Source organism: Haladaptatus sp. AB643 (assembly GCF_024136975.1).
Taxonomy (GTDB): Archaea; Halobacteriota; Halobacteria; order Halobacteriales; family Haladaptataceae; genus Haladaptatus.
This window is the reverse complement of record NZ_JAMYJW010000003.1, coordinates 137230-153971: the sequence shown is the minus strand read 5'-3', so window position 1 is coordinate 153971 and position 16742 is coordinate 137230. Positions and strand designations below refer to the sequence as shown.

Below are 16742 nucleotides of genomic sequence, written 5' to 3'. Positions count from 1 at the left end.
CGAGTAACAGATAGCAGTTCGCACAACAGGGTGATTACACAATGACGAATCTCGAAATGGACGGTGTGACGAAGGTGTTCCGTGAGGGCGGTGGCGGCGAAATCGTCGCGGTCTCCGATTTCACGGTGGATATCGACGACGGCGAGTTTCTCGTACTCGTCGGCCCATCCGGCTGTGGGAAATCGACCACGCTCCGCATGGTTGCGGGCCTGGAGACGATAACCAGCGGCGAGATGCGCCTCGGTGGCGAGCGAATGAACGAGAAGAAGCCGGGCGAACGGGACATCGCGATGGTGTTCCAGTCCTACGCGCTGTACCCGCACATGACTGTGCGGGAGAACATGCGGTTCGGACTCGAAGAGTCCACCGACATGGGGAAAGCCGAGATGAACTCGCTCGTCGAGGAGACGGCCGAAATGCTCGGCATGCCGGAGTTGCTCGACCGGAAACCGGGCGAACTCTCCGGCGGGCAACAACAGCGCGTCGCACTCGGCCGCGCCATCGTCCGTGACCCGGAAGTGTTCCTGATGGACGAGCCGTTGTCGAATCTGGACGCCAAACTCCGCTCGCAGATGCGGACCGAACTCCAGCGGCTTCAGGAGGACCTCGGCGTGACGACGGTGTACGTCACCCACGATCAGACGGAAGCGATGACGATGGGCGACCGGATCGCCATCCTGAACGACGGGAAACTCCAACAGGTCGCCACGCCCATCGAGGCGTACCACCAACCGGCGAACCTCTTCGTCGCGGGATTCATCGGCGAGCCGTCGATGAATTTCTTCGAGATGGAGCGGAACGGGTCGAAACTCGTCGGCGAGCAGTTCGATTACGCGCTGTCGGCCGAGACGGCGAACGAACTCGGCGATTCGACGAACGTGACGCTCGGCGTTCGACCGGAAGACGTGGAACTCGTCTCCAACGGCAGCGACGAACACGATTTCGAAACGGTCGTGGACGTCGTGGAACCGATGGGGAACGAGAACAACGTCTACCTCCGATTTGCCGATGCCGACGAATCGAAAACGATGGAGGAACGCCAGACGTTCGTCGCCACGCTAAGCGGCATGCGAAGCATCGAGGAGGGTCAGGAAGTCGTGGCCCGAATCCCGGAGGACGCGATACACCTGTTCGACACCGAAACCGGTACGGCGCTTCGTAACCGCCGCCTCGATCAAGAAGCGACGCTCCCGAACCGCTAACACCGTTTTTCGTTTCTGTTGTTTCAGTCGATTCTTTCCCTTCGAGCGTCGAGAATCGAGAACGACTCCCCGGGAAACCGCTTTCATCGTTTCGCGTTCGAACAGCGGCGAGGACGGTCGCTACTCGTCCGATCCGTTAGTTGCGTCGTTCGAACGCCGCGACCGGTCGAGGGTACCGATTCACTCGTCGTACTCTTCGGGCGTGTACGTCTTCAGTTCGAGCGCGTGGATGTCCGTCGTCATGTGCTCCCCGAGCGTGTCGTACACCATCTGGTGCTGTTCGACCAGCGTTTTCCCGTCGAATGCCGGCGAGATAACCGTCGCAGCGAGGTGATCCTCGTCGTGCACACCGCGTGGATGGGTGACCGTGACGTCCGCATCTTCCAGTCCTGCTTCGATGAGTTCCGCGACATCGTCTGCGTTCATGGGGTCTCCTTTTCGGCCGACCACCAAAAGACGACGGGTTCGGTACGAATCGCCCCGCCTCCCCAACGGTTTTCCCGGCGTAGGTTGACGACCTTCCAATGCCAGTCCAACCCGATTACGTCAAAAAAGTAGCGACCGTTCTCCTGGAACGATACCCCGAGGCGTTCACGGACGACTTCGACCGGAACAAGGAGAGCGTGACGGCGCTGACGAACGTGGACTCGAAGAGCGTTCGAAACAAGATCGCGGGGTACATCACGAGGCGGGAGGGGAAGCCACCGCGCACCGTCGAGTGAACTACGACGAACTGGGCGTTTCGGCATCGCTCTCGACGGGTGACTCCTAGAGATAGATCGACGTGAGTCCGACGAGGACGACGCCGACGGCCGCGACCCGCGCAACATCGTGTCCGAATTCGAGTACGAAAGGGTGTGGATAAAGGGTTTCCTGAAGCAGAATCAAGTAGGATCACATACTATTTAGGGGTAGATTCAGGCGGTTCGGACCCGTCGTTCAAGTATGCGACTATATGCCGCGATGCGAAACGGACTGTTCGTCACGGACGGGACCGAAACGTCGGCGGTGCGGTTGACTGACCACGACCTGGAGTGCGTCGTCGCGACCGGAGAGCGGGTCTTCTGTGGCACGTTCGACGCCGGTCTCTTCCGGAGCGAGGACGGCGGCGAGTCGTTCCACTCGGTCGGCGACGGGACGATCCGTGAGTCGGTGATGTCGCTCGCCATCGATCCGACGGACCCGGACACCGTGTGGGTAGGCACGGAACCGAGCGCCGTCTACCGAAGCACGGACGGCGGTGATTCGTGGGAGAAGCGGGAGGGATTGACCGACCTCCCGTCCGAACCGAACTGGTCGTTCCCGCCGCGTCCCCACACACACCACGTCCGCTGGATCGAACCGGATCCGTACGACCCAGACCACCTCTACGTCGGAATCGAGGCCGGAGCGCTCGTTCAGACGTACGACGCGGGCGAGACGTGGGAGGACAAAGTACCGACCGCCCGCGTGGACAACCACTCGCTCACGACACATCCGGAGGCTCCGGGACGAGTTTGGTCGGCCGCCGGGGACGGCTACGCCGAATCCGAAAACGGCGGTGATACGTGGGAGTACCCGCAGGAAGGTCTCGACCATCGTTACTGCTGGAGCGTCGCACTCGCGCCCGACGACCCGAGCATCGTCCTGCTCTCCAGTGCGACCGGCCCGCGCAGTGCACATAACGTCGACTCCGCGGATTCGGCCGTCTATCGCAAGCGGGACGACGAGCGGTGGGAGCGACTGGATGGCCTCCCGACGGGTGAGGGAGTTACACGAACCGTGTTCGCGCGGGGGACGTCCGGCGGCGAAGTGTTCGCCGTCAACAACCGCGGCCTCTTCAAAACGGAGAACGCGGGAACGACGTGGCAAGGAATCGTCGTGGAGTGGCCGACCGAATTCGAACGGATGACGGCACGCGGGTTGGCGCTCGTGGGCGAACGGTGATGGCGATACTTAGTTCGCCGCAACTCGCCGGTCGAGGAAGTCGGCCACGAGTTCCATCGAGCGGATCTTCTGTTCGATGTCGGTGCTTCCGTGTCCCTCCTCACCCAGTTCGACGTACTCGAAGTCTTCGTCCTCGCCTTTCACGAAGCCATCCTCCTCCAGCGCGTCCCGGAACAGTCTCGCCTGCGAGACCGGGACGCGGCGGTCGTTCACGCCGTGGACCATGAGTAACGGGGAACTGAGGTTTTCCGTGTACTCGACCGGACTTCGTTCCCGATAGAGGTCGTGGTTCTCATCCGGGTCGCCCATGTACTTCTCCATCAGGCCGGTCTGGAAGTGGGGCATCGTGTTCTCGTGCATGTCGTGGAGGTCGGTGACGCCGACCCACGCGATGCCCGCCGCGTACAGTTCGGGATACCGAACCATCTGCCAGTACGCGCTGTACCCGCCGTAGGACCCTCCGTACACGATGACTTCGTCCTCGTCGATCCAATCCTTGTTACGGAGCCATCGTGCCCCTTCGGCGACGTCGTCCTGTTCGGCACCGCCCCAGTCGCCGATGAGGCTGTTTTTGAACTCGCGGCCGCGTCCGGTGGAACCACGATAGTTGACCTCCAGTACCGTGTAGCCCCGATCGAGGAAGAACTGCGTTCGCCGTTTGAAGCTCCGTAGGTCCTGTGACGCCGGACCGCCGTGAACCTTCACGACCGCCTTGGACGGGCGCTCGCCGGAATCGTACAGCAGTCCGCCGATTTCGGTTCCGTCGTGCGACTCGAACGTCACGTATTCGGCGTCGGTGAACGTCTCGGGGTCGATGTCGCCGTAGACGGGTTCGATGAGCGTCTCCGTCTCTCCCGATTCGAGGTCGTGGACGAGCAGCGCGGGTCGCTGCGTCGGCGTCGTTTCTTGGACCAACACACGACTGTCGCCGACGAGAGCGGCGTCCCCGTAACTGGTGAACGAGGCGACACCCGTCGGCATGTCGAGTTCCGTCGCGGTTCCGTCGAAGTCGTACACCAGTGGAACGACGGCGGCACGTCGTCTTCGAAGCGCGAGGAAGCCGTTTTCGTCCGGGAGGAACGCGATGGCGTCTTCGACGTACTCGCCGTCGCCGAACCATTCGACCGATTTCGTTTCGAGGTCGTAGACGCCACAGTGCGTCTTGTCCAGTGCATTGTCGGCGACGAGGAGTTTCGTCCCATCGGGGGACCAGTCCACCGCATAACTCTCGCTGCCGTCGACGCCGATTTCGAGAGTACGGGGATTCGATCCGTCCGCGTCGGCGATGTACACGTCTATGTTGGCCATATCGTCCGATTCGTTCGTCATATAGACGATTCGGTCGCCATCGGGGGCGGACAACCCGGAGTACGCCCCGAAGTCGTACTCCGTGAGTCGTTCGCTCGTTCCCGTCTCGCGGTCGTACCGATAGAGGTTCATCTGCCCGCCAGCACTGCTCGTGTAGAGCAGTGTTCCGTCGTGAACATCGGTGAGTCGACACTGCCCGGAGTCCTCGACGACGGGTGCGGCGTTGCCGTCGAGGTCCATCTCCCAGATGTCGTTCTGTTCGTCGCCCGCGTCGTCCAAGTGGAAGTAAATCCGGTCGCTGTCAGGTCCCCATTCGAGCGGATGCCGGGCGTTTCGGGGAACCTCGCTGTCGCTCACCTGCCGGGTTTCACCCGTCGAAACGTCGACGAGGTGGAGTTCGTTTCTGCCGGTGCCGTCGTAGTAGACGGCAACGTGTTCGCCGTCGGGTGAGGCCACTGGACTGTTGAACTCGGGAAGGCGTGCGAGGGCTTCGAGCGAGAAATTTCCTGTCATCGAAGTAGACTGTGTCGTGTCGGGGCATCAATGTTTCCCGAACTCCGTTTCTGTTTTTAATATTACAATTTTGGAAAGTATCGTGGGTACTCGAAGTAATGTCCGATTCCACGAAAAAGAAAACCGTCCGTCGATGCGTAACTTCTCGATAGCGCCGCGATTACTCGAGGTCGAAGCGGTCGAGCTTCATCACTTTGCTCCACGTGTCGGCGAAGTCACGCACGAACTTCTCCTCGCCGTCGTCGGCACCGTAGACTTCCGAGACTGCGCGGAGTCGGGAGTTCGATCCGAAGATGAGGTCGAAGCGGGTCGCCTCCCACTCGACGTCACCCGTCTCGCGGTTGCGGAGCTCGAAGACCTGTTCGTCGTCCGAGACCGGTTCCCACTCGTGGTCCATGCCGAGCAGGTTCACGAAGAAGTCGTTGGTCAGTGTTTCCTGCTCGTCGGTGAAGACGCCGAGGTCGCTGTCTTCGTAGTTCGCGCCGAGCGTTCGCATGCCGCCGACAAGAACCGTCATCTCGGGAGCGGTCAGGCTCAGCAGTTCGGCCTCGTCGATCAGGATTTCTTCGAGTTTGCGCTCGTTCTCGCTGCCGAGGTAGTTGCGGAACCCGTCGGCGTCCGGTTCGAGGACTTCGAAGGATTCGACGTCGGTCTGCTCCTGCGTAGCGTCCGTCCGTCCCGGTTCGAACGGGATATCCACGTCGTATCCGGCGTCGGCCGCCGCCTGTTCGACGGCCGCCGTGCCGCCGAGAACGATCAGGTCGGCGAGCGACACCTTCGTTCCGTCGGGCTGCGAGCCGTTGAACTCCTCTTGGATGCCTTCGAGGGTGTCCAGCACGTTCTCCAACTGTTCCGGTTCATTGACCTCCCAGCTCTTCTGCGGTTCGAGGCGGATACGCGCTCCGTTCGCGCCGCCGCGCTTGTCGCTGTGGCGGAACGTCGATGCGGACGCCCAAGCAGTTTTGACTAGTTCGGAGACGGATAGGTTCGAGTCGAGGGTTTCCTGTTTGAGAGCGGTGATATCGTCCTCGCCGATCAGGTCGTAGTCGGCGTCGGGGATGGGGTCCTGCCAGAGCATCGTCTCGTCCGGGACCTCGGGACCGAGGAAACGGGTCGGCGGGCCCATGTCGCGGTGGATGAGCTTGTACCACGCCTTCGCGAAGGATTCCTGGAACAGGGATGGGTCGTCTTGGAAGCGCTCCAAGACCTCGCGGTAGTCCGGGTCCTTTTTGAGCGCGATGTCGGTCGTGAGCATCATCGGGTCGACCGAATCGTCGGAGTTGTGAGCGTCCGGGACGGTTTCCTTCGCCTCGTCATCGACCGGTCGCCACTGCCACGCGCCGCCGGGACCCTTGTGGGCTTCCCACTCGTAGTCGAGCAGGTTGTTGATGTAGCCCATGTCCCACTGGACCGGTGCGCTGGTCCACGGCCCTTCGATGCCGCTGGTAATCGCGTCGGTCCCTACGCCTTCGCCGTAGCCGTTCTCCCATCCGAGGCCCTGTTCGTCGATGGGGGCCGCTTCGGGCTCGGGGCCGATGTATTCCTCGGGATCGGCCGCGCCGTGGACCTTCCCGAACGTGTGCCCGCCGGCGATGAGTGCGACGGTCTCCTCGTCGTTCATCGCCATGTGGTCGAACGTCTCTCGGATGTTGTGCGCCGATCCCTCGGTGTCCGGCTCGCCGTACGGGCCTTCCGGGTTCACGTAGATAAGACCCATCACGGTGTTACCGAGCGGATTCTCCAAGTCGCCTCCCTCGTCGAACCGGTCGGGGGACGTCGTCTCCCACTCGTTCTCCGGTCCCCAGTCGACGGCCTCGTCCGGCTCGAACGAATCCTCCCGTCCGCCCGCGAAGCCGAACGTCTCGAATCCCATCGACTCCAGCGCGACGTTCCCGGTCAGGACGATCAGGTCACCCCACGAGAGCGCGCGGCCGTACTTCTGCTTGACCGGCCAGAGCAGCCGACGTGCTTTGTCGAGGTTCACGTTGTCAGGCCAGCTGTTGATCGGCGGGAGACGCTGGCGTCCGCCGGACGCACCGCCGCGGCCGTCCTTGGTACGGTACGTCCCTGCGCTGTGCCACGCCATCCGGATGAACAGCGGTCCATAGTGGCTGTAGTCCGCTGGCCACCAGTCTTGAGACGACGTCATCACGTCCTCGATATCCGACTTCACTTCCTCGAAGTCGAGCGACTCGAACGCCTCGCCGTAGTCGAACTCCTCGTCCATCGGGCTGACGTCCCGAGCGTTCTGATCGAGGAGTTCCACGTTCAATTGGTTCGGCCACCAATCGCGGTCGGTCTGACGCGTCATCGGGGGATTCCCCCGTTCGTGGTCAGCGTCGGCTTCTCGACGCCGTTCGTCTCGTAATCAGGTTTTCCGTTGCCGTATTTGGCTGTATCCTCGGACATTAACTGGCTCTCCTGTACGTGGGATATGAGAGGTATTGTTTATAAATTTGCCGCTTATGTTGTCTATTCTCTTTCTTCACTTCCACTACCACCGTCTCAAATTCACTTCTATGAAAATAATTTTTCTCTATTGCAAATTCCAGGCCCCTATATGACATATAATTTTCTATTCATGTATCCCCTGTGTCCGAGGGAATCCGCTTCCTCCCCCTCGTTCTACGCTTTCCAGTCCGGGATCGTGGTAGACACCACGTGATACATCATTGAACGTATAGACGGAGTATGAGCGTACCGGCCAACGAACGTGGACGGAGTGCACGTTCGCACCGGTAGTCAGGAGATCCCGTTCCGGATCATCGGGAACCGATCGGAATTTCGGTCATCCCGACACCACCGTCGAGCGTGTCGAGCAGTTCCCGGAGGTCGGCGTCCGGTCCGTCTCGCCGGAGCACGTCGATAGCGCGGTCGACTCGCTCGATGCGGCGTTTGGCTCGGTCGTAGCGGGCGTGAAGGTCGACTCTGGCCTCCTCGATGGCGATTCGACCGTCGTGAATCGCCTCGCGCGATTCGCGAAGCGTCGAGACCGTCTCGCGTATCGACTCCAGTGACATACCTCCCCCAACGCCGTCGACGAAAGTAGTACTGCTGGCTGTTGGCCTGCAATCCCTTCGGTGCGACCTTGGCCGGGACAGTTTTGCCGACGGGCGTCGTCCAGAGTTCGATGTCAGAGTACGCAACCGACGTTCTCGTCTCGGCGGATTGGGTGGAGGACAACATCGAGGCGTTCGAAAGCGACGATCCCGAGTACCGACTCGTGGAGGTGAACAGCCCTGAGATTCCCGATACCGACTTCCCGTCGCGGTACGACGACGGGCACATCCCCGGGGCAATCGGCATGCATTGGGACGAGGACCTCTCGGACGAAACCGAGCGGGATATCCTCAAAAAGGAGGACTTCGAGGAGGTGGTCGGCGAGTACGGAATCAGCGAGGACTCGACCGTCGTGTTCTACGGCGACGGTTGGATTCCGAACTGGTTCGCCACGTACGCCTACTGGGAGTTCAAATATTACGGTCACGAGGACGCCCGCGTGCTGAACGGCGGGAAGGACTACTGGGTCGAAAACGACTATCCGATGACCACGGATTCGCCGAACCATCCATCGGTAAACTACACCGCCAAAGGACCGTTCGAGAGCATTCGGGCCTACCGGGACGACGTGGAGAAGGCGATGGAATCCGGTCTTCCGCTGGTGGACGTCCGTTCCCCCGAAGAGTTCACCGGTGAAATTCTCGCACCGGAAGGGCAAAAAGAAACCGCACAACGGGGCGGCCACGTCCCCGGTGCGAGTAACATCCCGGTCGCCGAAGTGTTCGAGGACGATGGTCGGTTCAAGCCCGCCGACGAACTGCGCGAGTTGTACGCCGACCACGACGTGGACGGCGAGGAGTCGGTCATCGCGTACTGCCGAGTCGGGGAACGATCCGCCATCGAGTGGTTCGCGCTCCACGACTTGCTCGGCTTCGACGACGTACGCAACTACGACGGGTCGTGGACCGAGTGGGGGAACTTGGTTCGCGCGCCCATCGAGACCGGCGAGGAATAGCTTCTTTTTGCGGCGGTGACGAAGGCAGACCATCACCGAGCTTCACGACCTCGTCGCGGACCTGTACCATCATCTGGAAGCGACGGCATCTCTGCCGGTCGCCACGCGCCCGAGTCAGTACCTCGGCGAAGCACAAGCGGTCGTCGGAGACGCCAGAGGTGCACCCGAACCGGTCGTGGAAAAGCGCGTCTCACAAGCCGCTTTACTGCTCTCACACGTCGATGAAACCGGGTGCGAGGAAGCGGACGAACACGTCGAACGGGCGCGGGAGGTGGTGGATGAGGTCCTATCGGAAGTGCGGTAAACGATCCGTCATCAGTATCGACGGTCATCGGTTCCTTCGCGTGATGATGATGGAGCAACTGCCGACGTCGCTGTTCCGTCCACCAATCGCGTGGCGCGTGCTCAAACCGACCGGATCGTCGGTCTCCCGCACTCAGCGTCGGGCGTGAACCCCGTCGAATCCCCCTCGCGGATTCGACAGCAAGGTCTGTCGATTCGGGAGGCTTTAACACACCTCGTTACCCATACTCACAGCCATGGAAAACAGCATGGAGAAAGACGAGTCGTTACGAAGCCGAGAAGTCACCGAAGGGCCGGAACGCGCCCCGCACCGGGCGATGTTTCGTGCGATGGGGTTCGACGACGAGGACCTCTCCTCGCCGATGGTTGGCGTTGCGAACCCGGCGGCCGACGTGACGCCCTGTAACGTCCACCTGAACGACGTCGCGGGGTCGGCCATCGACGGCGTGAACGCGGCGGGCGGCATGCCGATCGAGTTCGGAACCATCACCGTCTCGGACGCGATTTCGATGGGGACCGAGGGGATGAAGGCAAGCCTCATCTCGCGCGAGGTCATCGCCGACAGCGTGGAACTCGTCGCCTTCGGCGAGCGGATGGACGCCCTCGTCACGGTCGCGGGTTGTGACAAGAACCTCCCCGGCATGATGCTGGCGGCCATCCGCACCGACCTTCCGAGCGTGTTTCTGTACGGCGGTTCCATCATGCCCGGCGAACACGAGGGGCGGGAAGTCACCGTCCAGAACGTCTTCGAGGGCGTCGGCGCGGTCTCCCACGGCGATATGAGCGAAGAAGAGCTGATCGAACTCGAACACGACGCCTGCCCCGGCGCGGGGTCCTGCGGCGGGATGTTCACCGCGAACACGATGGCGACCATGAGCGAGGTCCTCGGCTTCGCCCCGCTCGGTTCCGCCAGCCCACCGGCCGAATCACCGGAGCGGTACACGGTCGCCGAACAGGCCGGGGAAATCGCGCTGGACGCGGTGAAGAACGACCGCAAGCCCTCCGACATCCTCACCCGGGAGTCCTTCGAGAACGCCATCGCGGTGCAGGTGGCGATGGGTGGGTCGACCAACGCCGTCCTCCACCTGCTCGCACTCGCGGCGGAGGCCGGTATCGAACTCGACATCGACGACTTCGACGAGATTTCGCGCCGGACGCCCAAAATCGCCAACCTCCAACCCGGCGGCACGCGGGTGATGAAGGACCTCCACGACATCGGCGGCATCCCCGTCATCCTTCGCCGTCTGCTCGACGCCGACCTGATTCACGGGGACACGATGACCGTGACGGGCCGCACCATCGAGGAGGAACTCGACCATCTGGGAGTCTCCGGGGAGGCGGACGTCGACTTCCTCCGTCCGGTGGACGACCCGTTCCACGAGGAGGGAGCCATCAAAATCCTCAAAGGGAATCTCTCGCCTGACGGGTCTGTGCTGAAGGTGACGGGGGAGGACAAGTTCCACCACACCGGCCCGGCCCGCGTCTTCGAGAACGAGGAGGACGCGATGGAGTACGTGCAGGAAGGTGGCATCGAATCCGGCGACGTGATCGTCATCAGGAACGAAGGGCCGCGCGGCGGTCCCGGCATGCGCGAAATGCTCGGCGTGACGGCGGCCGTCGTCGGACAGGGGCACGAGGACGACGTGGCGCTCCTGACGGACGGCCGCTTTTCGGGTGCGACCCGCGGCCCGATGGTCGGTCACGTCGCTCCGGAGGCGCGCGCTGGCGGTCCAATCGCGATCGTGGAGGACGGCGACGAAATCACCGTCGACATCCCCAACCGCGAACTCTCCGTGAACCTTTCGGACGACGAATTCGACGCGCGATTGGACGATTGGGAACCCAAAGAACCGCAGTACACCACCGGGGTGCTGGCGAAATACGGCTCCGCATTCGGTTCGGCGGCGAACGGTGCCGTGACGAACCCCGGCGTGAAACGGGAGTAAGGCAGATATATTTCACAAAATTTTGTAGCCACAAAAGATCATCCAGTGCTGACTTTCCCAGAGAATGAACACGGTACACTCGCGGAAGAAAGCGAGAGAAACGAGGGGATGAGTAGGGCAATGATGGACAATAGCGGACATCGATAACCGTCTATTCTCATCTCCATGAAAAATACATGATCTCAATATAATCGTTATTATTAGAATTCAATTCCATAATTTGCCCCAAATCGAAGTATTTTTGCATTGTTTTTGAGCACTATTGAATACGTATGGCAAACAATGTCCAACAGGCATGGGGCCGCTATCGATCTGTCCCCCTCATCTATCGTATTGCTGCAGCGTTCGTCCTCGGGTCCATCGTCGGTCTCGTGTTCGGGGAACCGGCGACGAACCTTCAACCGCTCGGCGACCTCTTCGTCCGACTGTTGAAGATGGTCATCGTCCCCATCGTCGTCTTCACCCTCGTGATGGCGGCGCGGCACCTCTCGCCGAAAAACCTCGGGAAGATCGGGGGCGAGGTGGTCGCACTGTATCTCCTGACGACGATGATCGCCATCGCCGTCGGCCTCGGCGTGGCCAACCTCATCAACCCCGGCGTCGGAATCCATCTCCCGCAAAACGCACACGTCGATCCCGGACAGGCACCGCCGCTCATGGACGTTCTCCTCAACATCGTCCCGGAAAACCCGATCAACGCGATGGCCGAGGGGAAGATGCTCGGCATCATCTTCTTCGCCCTCGTCTTCGGCGTCGGATTGACCGTCGTTCGTGACGAGGCCGAACCGGGTTCGACCTTGGAAAGCGGCGTCGAGGACATCTTCGACTCCGTCGAGGTGTGTACCGAGGTGATGTTCAAGGTCGTCTGGGGCGTGATGGAGTACGGTGTCATCGGCGTGTTCGCGCTGATGGCCGCCCTCTTCGGCGAGATCGGTATCGACGCCATCGCCTCGCTGTTCAAGCTCTGTGCCGCGCTCGCCATCGCCATCGCCATCCAGATGTCGGTGGTGTACTTCCTCATCATCCTCATGGGACTCGTTCGGAAGTCCCCGTTCGACTTCGTGGAGGGGAGTCGGGACGCCATGATGACGGCGCTCAGCATTCGTTCTTCGAGCGGGACGCTCCCGGTTACGATGTCGAACGCGGACGAGAACCTCGGCATCGAGGACGACGTGTACAGCTTCTCGCTGCCGCTCGGCGCGACCATCAACATGGACGGAACGGCCATGTATCTCGGCATCGCCGCCATCTTCGCGGCCAACGTGGTCGGCAAATCGCTGACCTTCACGGAACAACTGAGCGTCCTCCTCACGGCGCTGCTCGCCAGCATCGGTACCGCTGGCGTTCCGGGTGCGAGCCTCATCATGATGACCGTCGTGTTCCAACAGGTCGGTCTGCCGCTGGCACCCATCGCGATGGTCGCGGGGGTCGATCCGCTCCTCGACCGTCTGCGGACGATGAACAACGTCACCGGCGACCTCGCGGTGACGACGCTCGTCGCCAAGTGGAACGACGCTATCGACTTCAGCACCGGTGTCTGGACCGACGGTGACGCCGGAATGGGAGACGTCCCAACGGCGGCGAAAACCGACGACTGACACTACTAACGCGAGCGACACGACAGACACGATCCACATTTTATGAACTCCGAAACGACGAACGAGACGACTGAAAGCGAACGAATCGTCGAGCGTGCCCGCGAGGTGATTCCGGGCGGCGCACAGACCGGACTTCGGGCGCAAGCGTACGACACCGGGGAAGTGGCCTTCGAACGTTCGAAGGGCGCGACGCTCACCACGGTCGACGGCGACGAGTACACCGATTATCACCTCGGATTCGGTCCCATCATTCTCGGACACGGCTACGAAGCGGTGGACGAGGCGGCGCGGAACGCCATCGACGACGGCGTGCTCTACGGAACCGGAACGGCCCCGCTCGAAGTCGAAGTGGCCGAGCGACTGGTCGACCTCCTGCCGAGCATCGAGCAGGTGAACTTCTGTAACAGCGGAAGCGAGGCGACCTACCACGCGATTCGTCTCGCCAGGGCGTACACGGGGAACGACAAGATCCTGAAATTCGAGGGCTGCTATCACGGGTGGCACGACTACGTGGACGTGAGCGTCTACCCGCCGGAGGACGGACTCGGCGAGGGGCATCCCGAATCCGAGGGGATGCTCCCGGCCGCCGTGGAGAACACGCTCGTCGCCCCATTCAACGACGGCGAGGCCGTCGAGGAGATATTCCGCGAACACGGCGACGACCTCGCGGCCGTCATCCTCGAACCCGTGCCGCACTCGGTCGGGTGTCTCCTCCCCCGGCAGGAGTTCCTCGAAACGGTCCGAGACGTCACCGCGGACGCGGACGTGCCGCTCATCTTCGACGAGGTCATCACCGGGTTCCGTCACTCGCCCCACGGTGCACAGGGCGAGTTCGGCGTCACGCCCGACCTGACGTGCGTGGCCAAAGCGCTCGGGAACGGTTATCCGGTCGCGGCGGTCGGCGGCCGCGAGGATCTGCTCTCACAGGCGGGCGGCGACAACAAATCCGGCGTCGTCATCAGCGGGACGTACTCGGGCAACCTCCCCGGACTCGCCGCGGCGCGCGAGACCATTGACACCATCGTGGCGGAGGACGTCCAGGGCCACGTCTCGGACCTCGGCGACGAGTACAGGGCCGGACTCCGTGATCTGTTGGCGGATCACGGAATCGACGGCAGGGTCATCGGTCACCGGAGCATCTTCAGCGTCCAGTTCGGCGTGACGGGCGAACCCGAGAACTACGAGGACATCCTCGGACTGGACGAGGAGCGGTTCCACGAGTTCGCCGCGGGCATGCGGAACCGGGGCCACTTCTTCACGCCGAACCCGTACAAGCGCCATCACCTCTCGTTCGCCCACGACGAGGAGAACCTCGCCGCATATCTCGACGCCGCGGACGACGTGTTTGGGAACCTTTGACCGGGTTCAGCACCCTTAACCGTGCCCGACTGTTACGGGTCGTCCGATGGATTCTGCGATACGCATACGTGATTTGGAGAAAGAATACGGGGAGGTACGAGCGCTCAAGGGAATCGACCTCGACGTTCCGAAGGGCTCGTTTTTCGGCCTGCTCGGGCCGAACGGGGCGGGAAAGACGACGTTCATCAACATCCTCGTCGGACTGGTGAAGAACTCGGGCGGCACGGCGGAGGTGTTCGGCGCGGACGTGGAGGACGACTACCGCGAGGCGCGCGACCGAATCGGGCTCGCGCCACAGGAGTTCAACGTGGACCGCTTCTTCCCGATTCGAGAGGTGCTGGAGCACAAGGCGGGCTACCACGGCATCCCGCGGTCGGAGGCGGGCGAGCGCGCCGACGAGGTACTTCGGCGCGTGGGAATTTACGACAAGCGCGACACGCGCTTCGACTGGCTCTCGGGCGGGATGAAACGCCGGTTCGTCCTCGCGCGGGCGCTCATCACGAAACCCGATCTGCTCATTCTCGACGAACCGACGGCCGGGGTGGACGTGCAGTTGCGCCACGACCTGTGGGACCTCATCACCGAACTCAACGAGTCGGGGACCACGATTCTGCTCACGACCCACTACATCGAGGAGGCCGAACGCCTCTGTGACGAGGTCGCCATCCTCGATTCGGGCCGTATCGTCGAGGTGGCGAGCCCGGAGGAGCTAATGGGTCGCGGCCCGGACAAGATCACCATCTCGCTCCGCAACCCGCCCGAATCCGCGCCGCAGCTCTCCGCCGGTCGGGACAAAATCGAGGAGGTGGAGCTGTCGGGCGACGAACTCGTCATTACCGCTCCGGAGGCCGGGCTGCTCGCGCCGGAACTCGTGCGCGAACTCGACCGGAAAGGGTTCGAGATCATCCACTTCGACATCTCGCGCACCTCGCTCGAAGAGGTGTTCGTGGAGATGACGCGGGCGAACGAGAGCACGAGCGATGGAAACGAGGGGGCGGGCGATGGAGACGGGAAGACGGACGACTTCGACCGCGACGATTCCGAACTCGCGGCCATCGTCGGAGGTGACGACGCGTGAGCAACGCGAACGAGGGATTGACCGGGTTCATCACGCTGACGCGCCGCGAAATCCTGCGGTTCCTGCGGCGGCCGCGGAACACGTTCGTCCCGCCGTTCGTCACGAACGTGTTGTACTTCTCCGTGTTCGGGGTCATCCTCGGCAGTCGCGTCGGGAAGATGCAGTTCGACGGCCACGCGGTCCCGTATATCGTCTTCATCCTGCCCGGACTGGTCGTGCTGGGAGCCATCTCGAACGCCTTCGAGAACTCCTGTTTCTCCATCTTCCACGGGAGATGGAACCGCTACATCGAGGAAACGCTCACCTCGCCGATGTCCTACTCGCGGATGGTCGCCTCCTACATCGTCTCCGGGGCGACGCGCGGGTTGCTCGTCGGCGCGCTCATCGCCGTCCTCGGCGCGTTCTTCACGTCAGTCGGAGTCGCCAGACCGTTCTATCTGCTCGCCTTCGCGGTCGTCATCACGCTGCTGTTTTCGAGCTTCGGCGTGGTCGGCGGCCTCTGGGCCGACGACTGGGACAACCTGACGATGATGAACCAGTTCATCGTCCGCCCGCTCGTCTTCTTCGGTGGCGTGTTCTACACGCTGGACAGCCTCAATTCGGAACTCCTCCGGACCCTCACCATGCTCAACCCGATGGTGTACATGGTGGACGGCGTCCGCTACGGCTTCCTCGGCGCGTCCGAACTCGACCCCAACCTCTCGCTGGGCGTGCTGACGGGGCTCACGATCATCGTGGTGGCGATCGACGTGTTCCTGTTCCGCCGCGGCTACGGCCTGACGGAATAGCTGCGAATTTCGAGCGAGGTTGATTTTTATTGTGATCGTAAATTCCAGTCCGTGTGAGCGACTTTTCGAGGGAAGTTCCATTTTCCGAGACTACAGTAGCCGAGCCGCTTGTTGCGCCATCAGACTGAAAGAACTGAGCGATACGAACCGACTTTCGACGGGAGAACGTCCCCATTCAAATCATTCAAATTCGTCCATCCCCAACCCACAGCAGAAGCCCGAATGAAACATCTCCCGAAGCACATCAGGCCGCACTGGCGTTATCTCGCGGTCGGCCTCGAAGGGTGGCCCGACGCGGACATCGACCGTCGTTCGTTCCAGCGGAGCATCTGGTTCGCCGCGCAGAACTTCCTCGGGGACGCCGGGAGCGCCGACGCCGACCTGACCGTCTACGGCTTCGAGTTCGAGGACGGCGAGGGTGAGGCGCTGGTGCGTGCTCGGCGCGGACACACCGACGAGGCGCGGGCGGTGTTGGCCTGTATCGAGGAGATACAGGGCGATTCCGTCGGCGTGTTCGTCCGTGGTATAAGCGGGACGGTCCGAGGTTGTGAAGAAAAGTATTTAGGTCGCCGCAGGGAACTTTCGGGCGAGAGAAGCGTCGTGTTTGCGGACGAGCAACGACCCGCCGTCGTTCGGGACGGCGTCTTCGACATTCAGGTCGATGACTCGTTCGTAGGCGCGACCGAACTCGATTTCGAGTGATACT

Annotated in this window: 15 protein-coding genes; 11 read left to right on the top strand and 4 right to left on the bottom strand. The window is 62.0% G+C overall.

Annotated features, from left to right (window positions below):
* Window positions 1-41 precede the first annotated feature (41 nt).
* Complete coding sequence (ugpC, locus tag NKF25_RS07870; RefSeq protein WP_253226139.1) at window positions 42-1202, top strand: sn-glycerol-3-phosphate ABC transporter ATP-binding protein UgpC; 1161 nt, start codon at window positions 42-44, stop codon at window positions 1200-1202.
* 180 nt (window positions 1203-1382) lie between these two features.
* On the opposite strand, the gene NKF25_RS07865 is transcribed toward ugpC, so the two are convergent.
* Window positions 1383-1628, bottom strand: a complete 246-nt coding sequence (locus NKF25_RS07865) for a BolA family protein (protein ID WP_066146712.1) — start codon at window positions 1626-1628, stop codon at window positions 1383-1385.
* A gap of 98 nt (window positions 1629-1726) precedes the next feature.
* Between NKF25_RS07865 and NKF25_RS07860 the strand changes: the two genes are divergently transcribed.
* A complete protein-coding gene (locus NKF25_RS07860; protein ID WP_253226138.1) occupies window positions 1727-1924 on the top strand; it encodes a 30S ribosomal protein S17e in 198 nt (65 codons plus the stop codon).
* Between the two features lie 223 nt (window positions 1925-2147).
* Window positions 2148-3128, top strand: a complete 981-nt coding sequence (locus NKF25_RS07855; RefSeq protein ID WP_253226137.1) for a hypothetical protein — start codon at window positions 2148-2150, stop codon at window positions 3126-3128.
* A 9-nt stretch (window positions 3129-3137) separates the two neighbouring features.
* Here the strand turns inward: NKF25_RS07855 and NKF25_RS07850 are convergent, their stop codons facing one another.
* The 3 genes from NKF25_RS07850 to NKF25_RS07840 form a co-directional block, all read right to left on the bottom strand.
* Window positions 3138-4949, bottom strand: coding sequence for a prolyl oligopeptidase family serine peptidase (locus NKF25_RS07850; protein WP_253226136.1), 1812 nt, complete (start codon window positions 4947-4949; stop codon window positions 3138-3140).
* Between the two features lie 160 nt (window positions 4950-5109).
* On the bottom strand, window positions 5110-7260 hold the full coding sequence (gene katG / locus NKF25_RS07845; RefSeq protein WP_253226135.1) for a catalase/peroxidase HPI: 2151 nt from the start codon (window positions 7258-7260) through the stop codon (window positions 5110-5112).
* A gap of 451 nt (window positions 7261-7711) precedes the next feature.
* Complete coding sequence (locus tag NKF25_RS07840) at window positions 7712-7969, bottom strand: hypothetical protein (protein WP_253226134.1); 258 nt, start codon at window positions 7967-7969, stop codon at window positions 7712-7714.
* A 110-nt stretch (window positions 7970-8079) separates the two neighbouring features.
* Between NKF25_RS07840 and NKF25_RS07835 the strand changes: the two genes are divergently transcribed.
* The 8 genes from NKF25_RS07835 (at window position 8080) to NKF25_RS07800 (ending at window position 16738) form a co-directional block, all read left to right on the top strand.
* Window positions 8080-8964, top strand: a complete 885-nt coding sequence (locus NKF25_RS07835; RefSeq protein WP_253226133.1) for a sulfurtransferase — start codon at window positions 8080-8082, stop codon at window positions 8962-8964.
* A 278-nt stretch (window positions 8965-9242) separates the two neighbouring features.
* A complete protein-coding gene (locus tag NKF25_RS07830) occupies window positions 9243-9416 on the top strand; it encodes a hypothetical protein (protein ID WP_253226132.1) in 174 nt (57 codons plus the stop codon).
* 87 nt (window positions 9417-9503) lie between these two features.
* The gene (gene ilvD / locus NKF25_RS07825; protein ID WP_253226131.1) at window positions 9504-11213 is read left to right on the top strand and encodes a dihydroxy-acid dehydratase; all 1710 of its coding nucleotides are present in this window, start codon (window positions 9504-9506) and stop codon (window positions 11211-11213) included.
* Between the two features lie 272 nt (window positions 11214-11485).
* Window positions 11486-12811 carry a dicarboxylate/amino acid:cation symporter gene (locus NKF25_RS07820; protein ID WP_253226130.1) on the top strand — a complete coding sequence of 442 codons (1326 nt, stop codon included), beginning with the start codon at window positions 11486-11488 and terminating at the stop codon, window positions 12809-12811.
* 42 nt (window positions 12812-12853) lie between these two features.
* Entirely contained in the window at window positions 12854-14170 is a 1317-nt protein-coding gene (locus NKF25_RS07815; protein WP_253226129.1) for an aspartate aminotransferase family protein, read from the top strand.
* Between the two features lie 46 nt (window positions 14171-14216).
* Window positions 14217-15248 (top strand): ABC transporter ATP-binding protein, encoded by a 1032-nt coding sequence (locus tag NKF25_RS07810; protein WP_253226128.1) that lies wholly within the window; start codon window positions 14217-14219, stop codon window positions 15246-15248.
* A complete protein-coding gene (locus tag NKF25_RS07805) occupies window positions 15245-16036 on the top strand; it encodes an ABC transporter permease (protein WP_253226127.1) in 792 nt (263 codons plus the stop codon). The genes NKF25_RS07810 and NKF25_RS07805 overlap by 4 nt, the downstream gene beginning before the upstream one ends.
* Window positions 16037-16258: 222 nt before the next feature.
* Window positions 16259-16738, top strand: coding sequence for an Rpp14/Pop5 family protein (locus tag NKF25_RS07800; protein WP_253226126.1), 480 nt, complete (start codon window positions 16259-16261; stop codon window positions 16736-16738).
* The last annotated feature ends 4 nt before the right edge of the window (window positions 16739-16742 follow it).

What these genes read in the sequence shown, in the direction of transcription:
- ugpC (WP_253226139.1), top strand. Translation starts at nt 42, where the DNA reads ATGACGAATCTCGAAATGGACGGTGTGACGAAGGTGTTCCGTGAGGGC.
- NKF25_RS07820 (WP_253226130.1), top strand. Translation starts at nt 11,486, where the DNA reads ATGGCAAACAATGTCCAACAGGCATGGGGCCGCTATCGATCTGTCCCC.
- NKF25_RS07830 (WP_253226132.1), top strand. Translation starts at nt 9,243, where the DNA reads ATGAGGTCCTATCGGAAGTGCGGTAAACGATCCGTCATCAGTATCGAC.
- NKF25_RS07840 (WP_253226134.1), bottom strand. Translation starts at nt 7,969, where the DNA reads ATGTCACTGGAGTCGATACGCGAGACGGTCTCGACGCTTCGCGAATCG.
- NKF25_RS07855 (WP_253226137.1), top strand. Translation starts at nt 2,148, where the DNA reads ATGCGACTATATGCCGCGATGCGAAACGGACTGTTCGTCACGGACGGG.
- NKF25_RS07810 (WP_253226128.1), top strand. Translation starts at nt 14,217, where the DNA reads ATGGATTCTGCGATACGCATACGTGATTTGGAGAAAGAATACGGGGAG.
- ilvD (WP_253226131.1), top strand. Translation starts at nt 9,504, where the DNA reads ATGGAAAACAGCATGGAGAAAGACGAGTCGTTACGAAGCCGAGAAGTC.
- NKF25_RS07860 (WP_253226138.1), top strand. Translation starts at nt 1,727, where the DNA reads ATGCCAGTCCAACCCGATTACGTCAAAAAAGTAGCGACCGTTCTCCTG.
- NKF25_RS07815 (WP_253226129.1), top strand. Translation starts at nt 12,854, where the DNA reads ATGAACTCCGAAACGACGAACGAGACGACTGAAAGCGAACGAATCGTC.
- NKF25_RS07850 (WP_253226136.1), bottom strand. Translation starts at nt 4,949, where the DNA reads ATGACAGGAAATTTCTCGCTCGAAGCCCTCGCACGCCTTCCCGAGTTC.
- NKF25_RS07800 (WP_253226126.1), top strand. Translation starts at nt 16,259, where the DNA reads ATGAAACATCTCCCGAAGCACATCAGGCCGCACTGGCGTTATCTCGCG.
- NKF25_RS07865 (WP_066146712.1), bottom strand. Translation starts at nt 1,628, where the DNA reads ATGAACGCAGACGATGTCGCGGAACTCATCGAAGCAGGACTGGAAGAT.
- katG (WP_253226135.1), bottom strand. Translation starts at nt 7,260, where the DNA reads ATGACGCGTCAGACCGACCGCGATTGGTGGCCGAACCAATTGAACGTG.
- NKF25_RS07835 (WP_253226133.1), top strand. Translation starts at nt 8,080, where the DNA reads ATGTCAGAGTACGCAACCGACGTTCTCGTCTCGGCGGATTGGGTGGAG.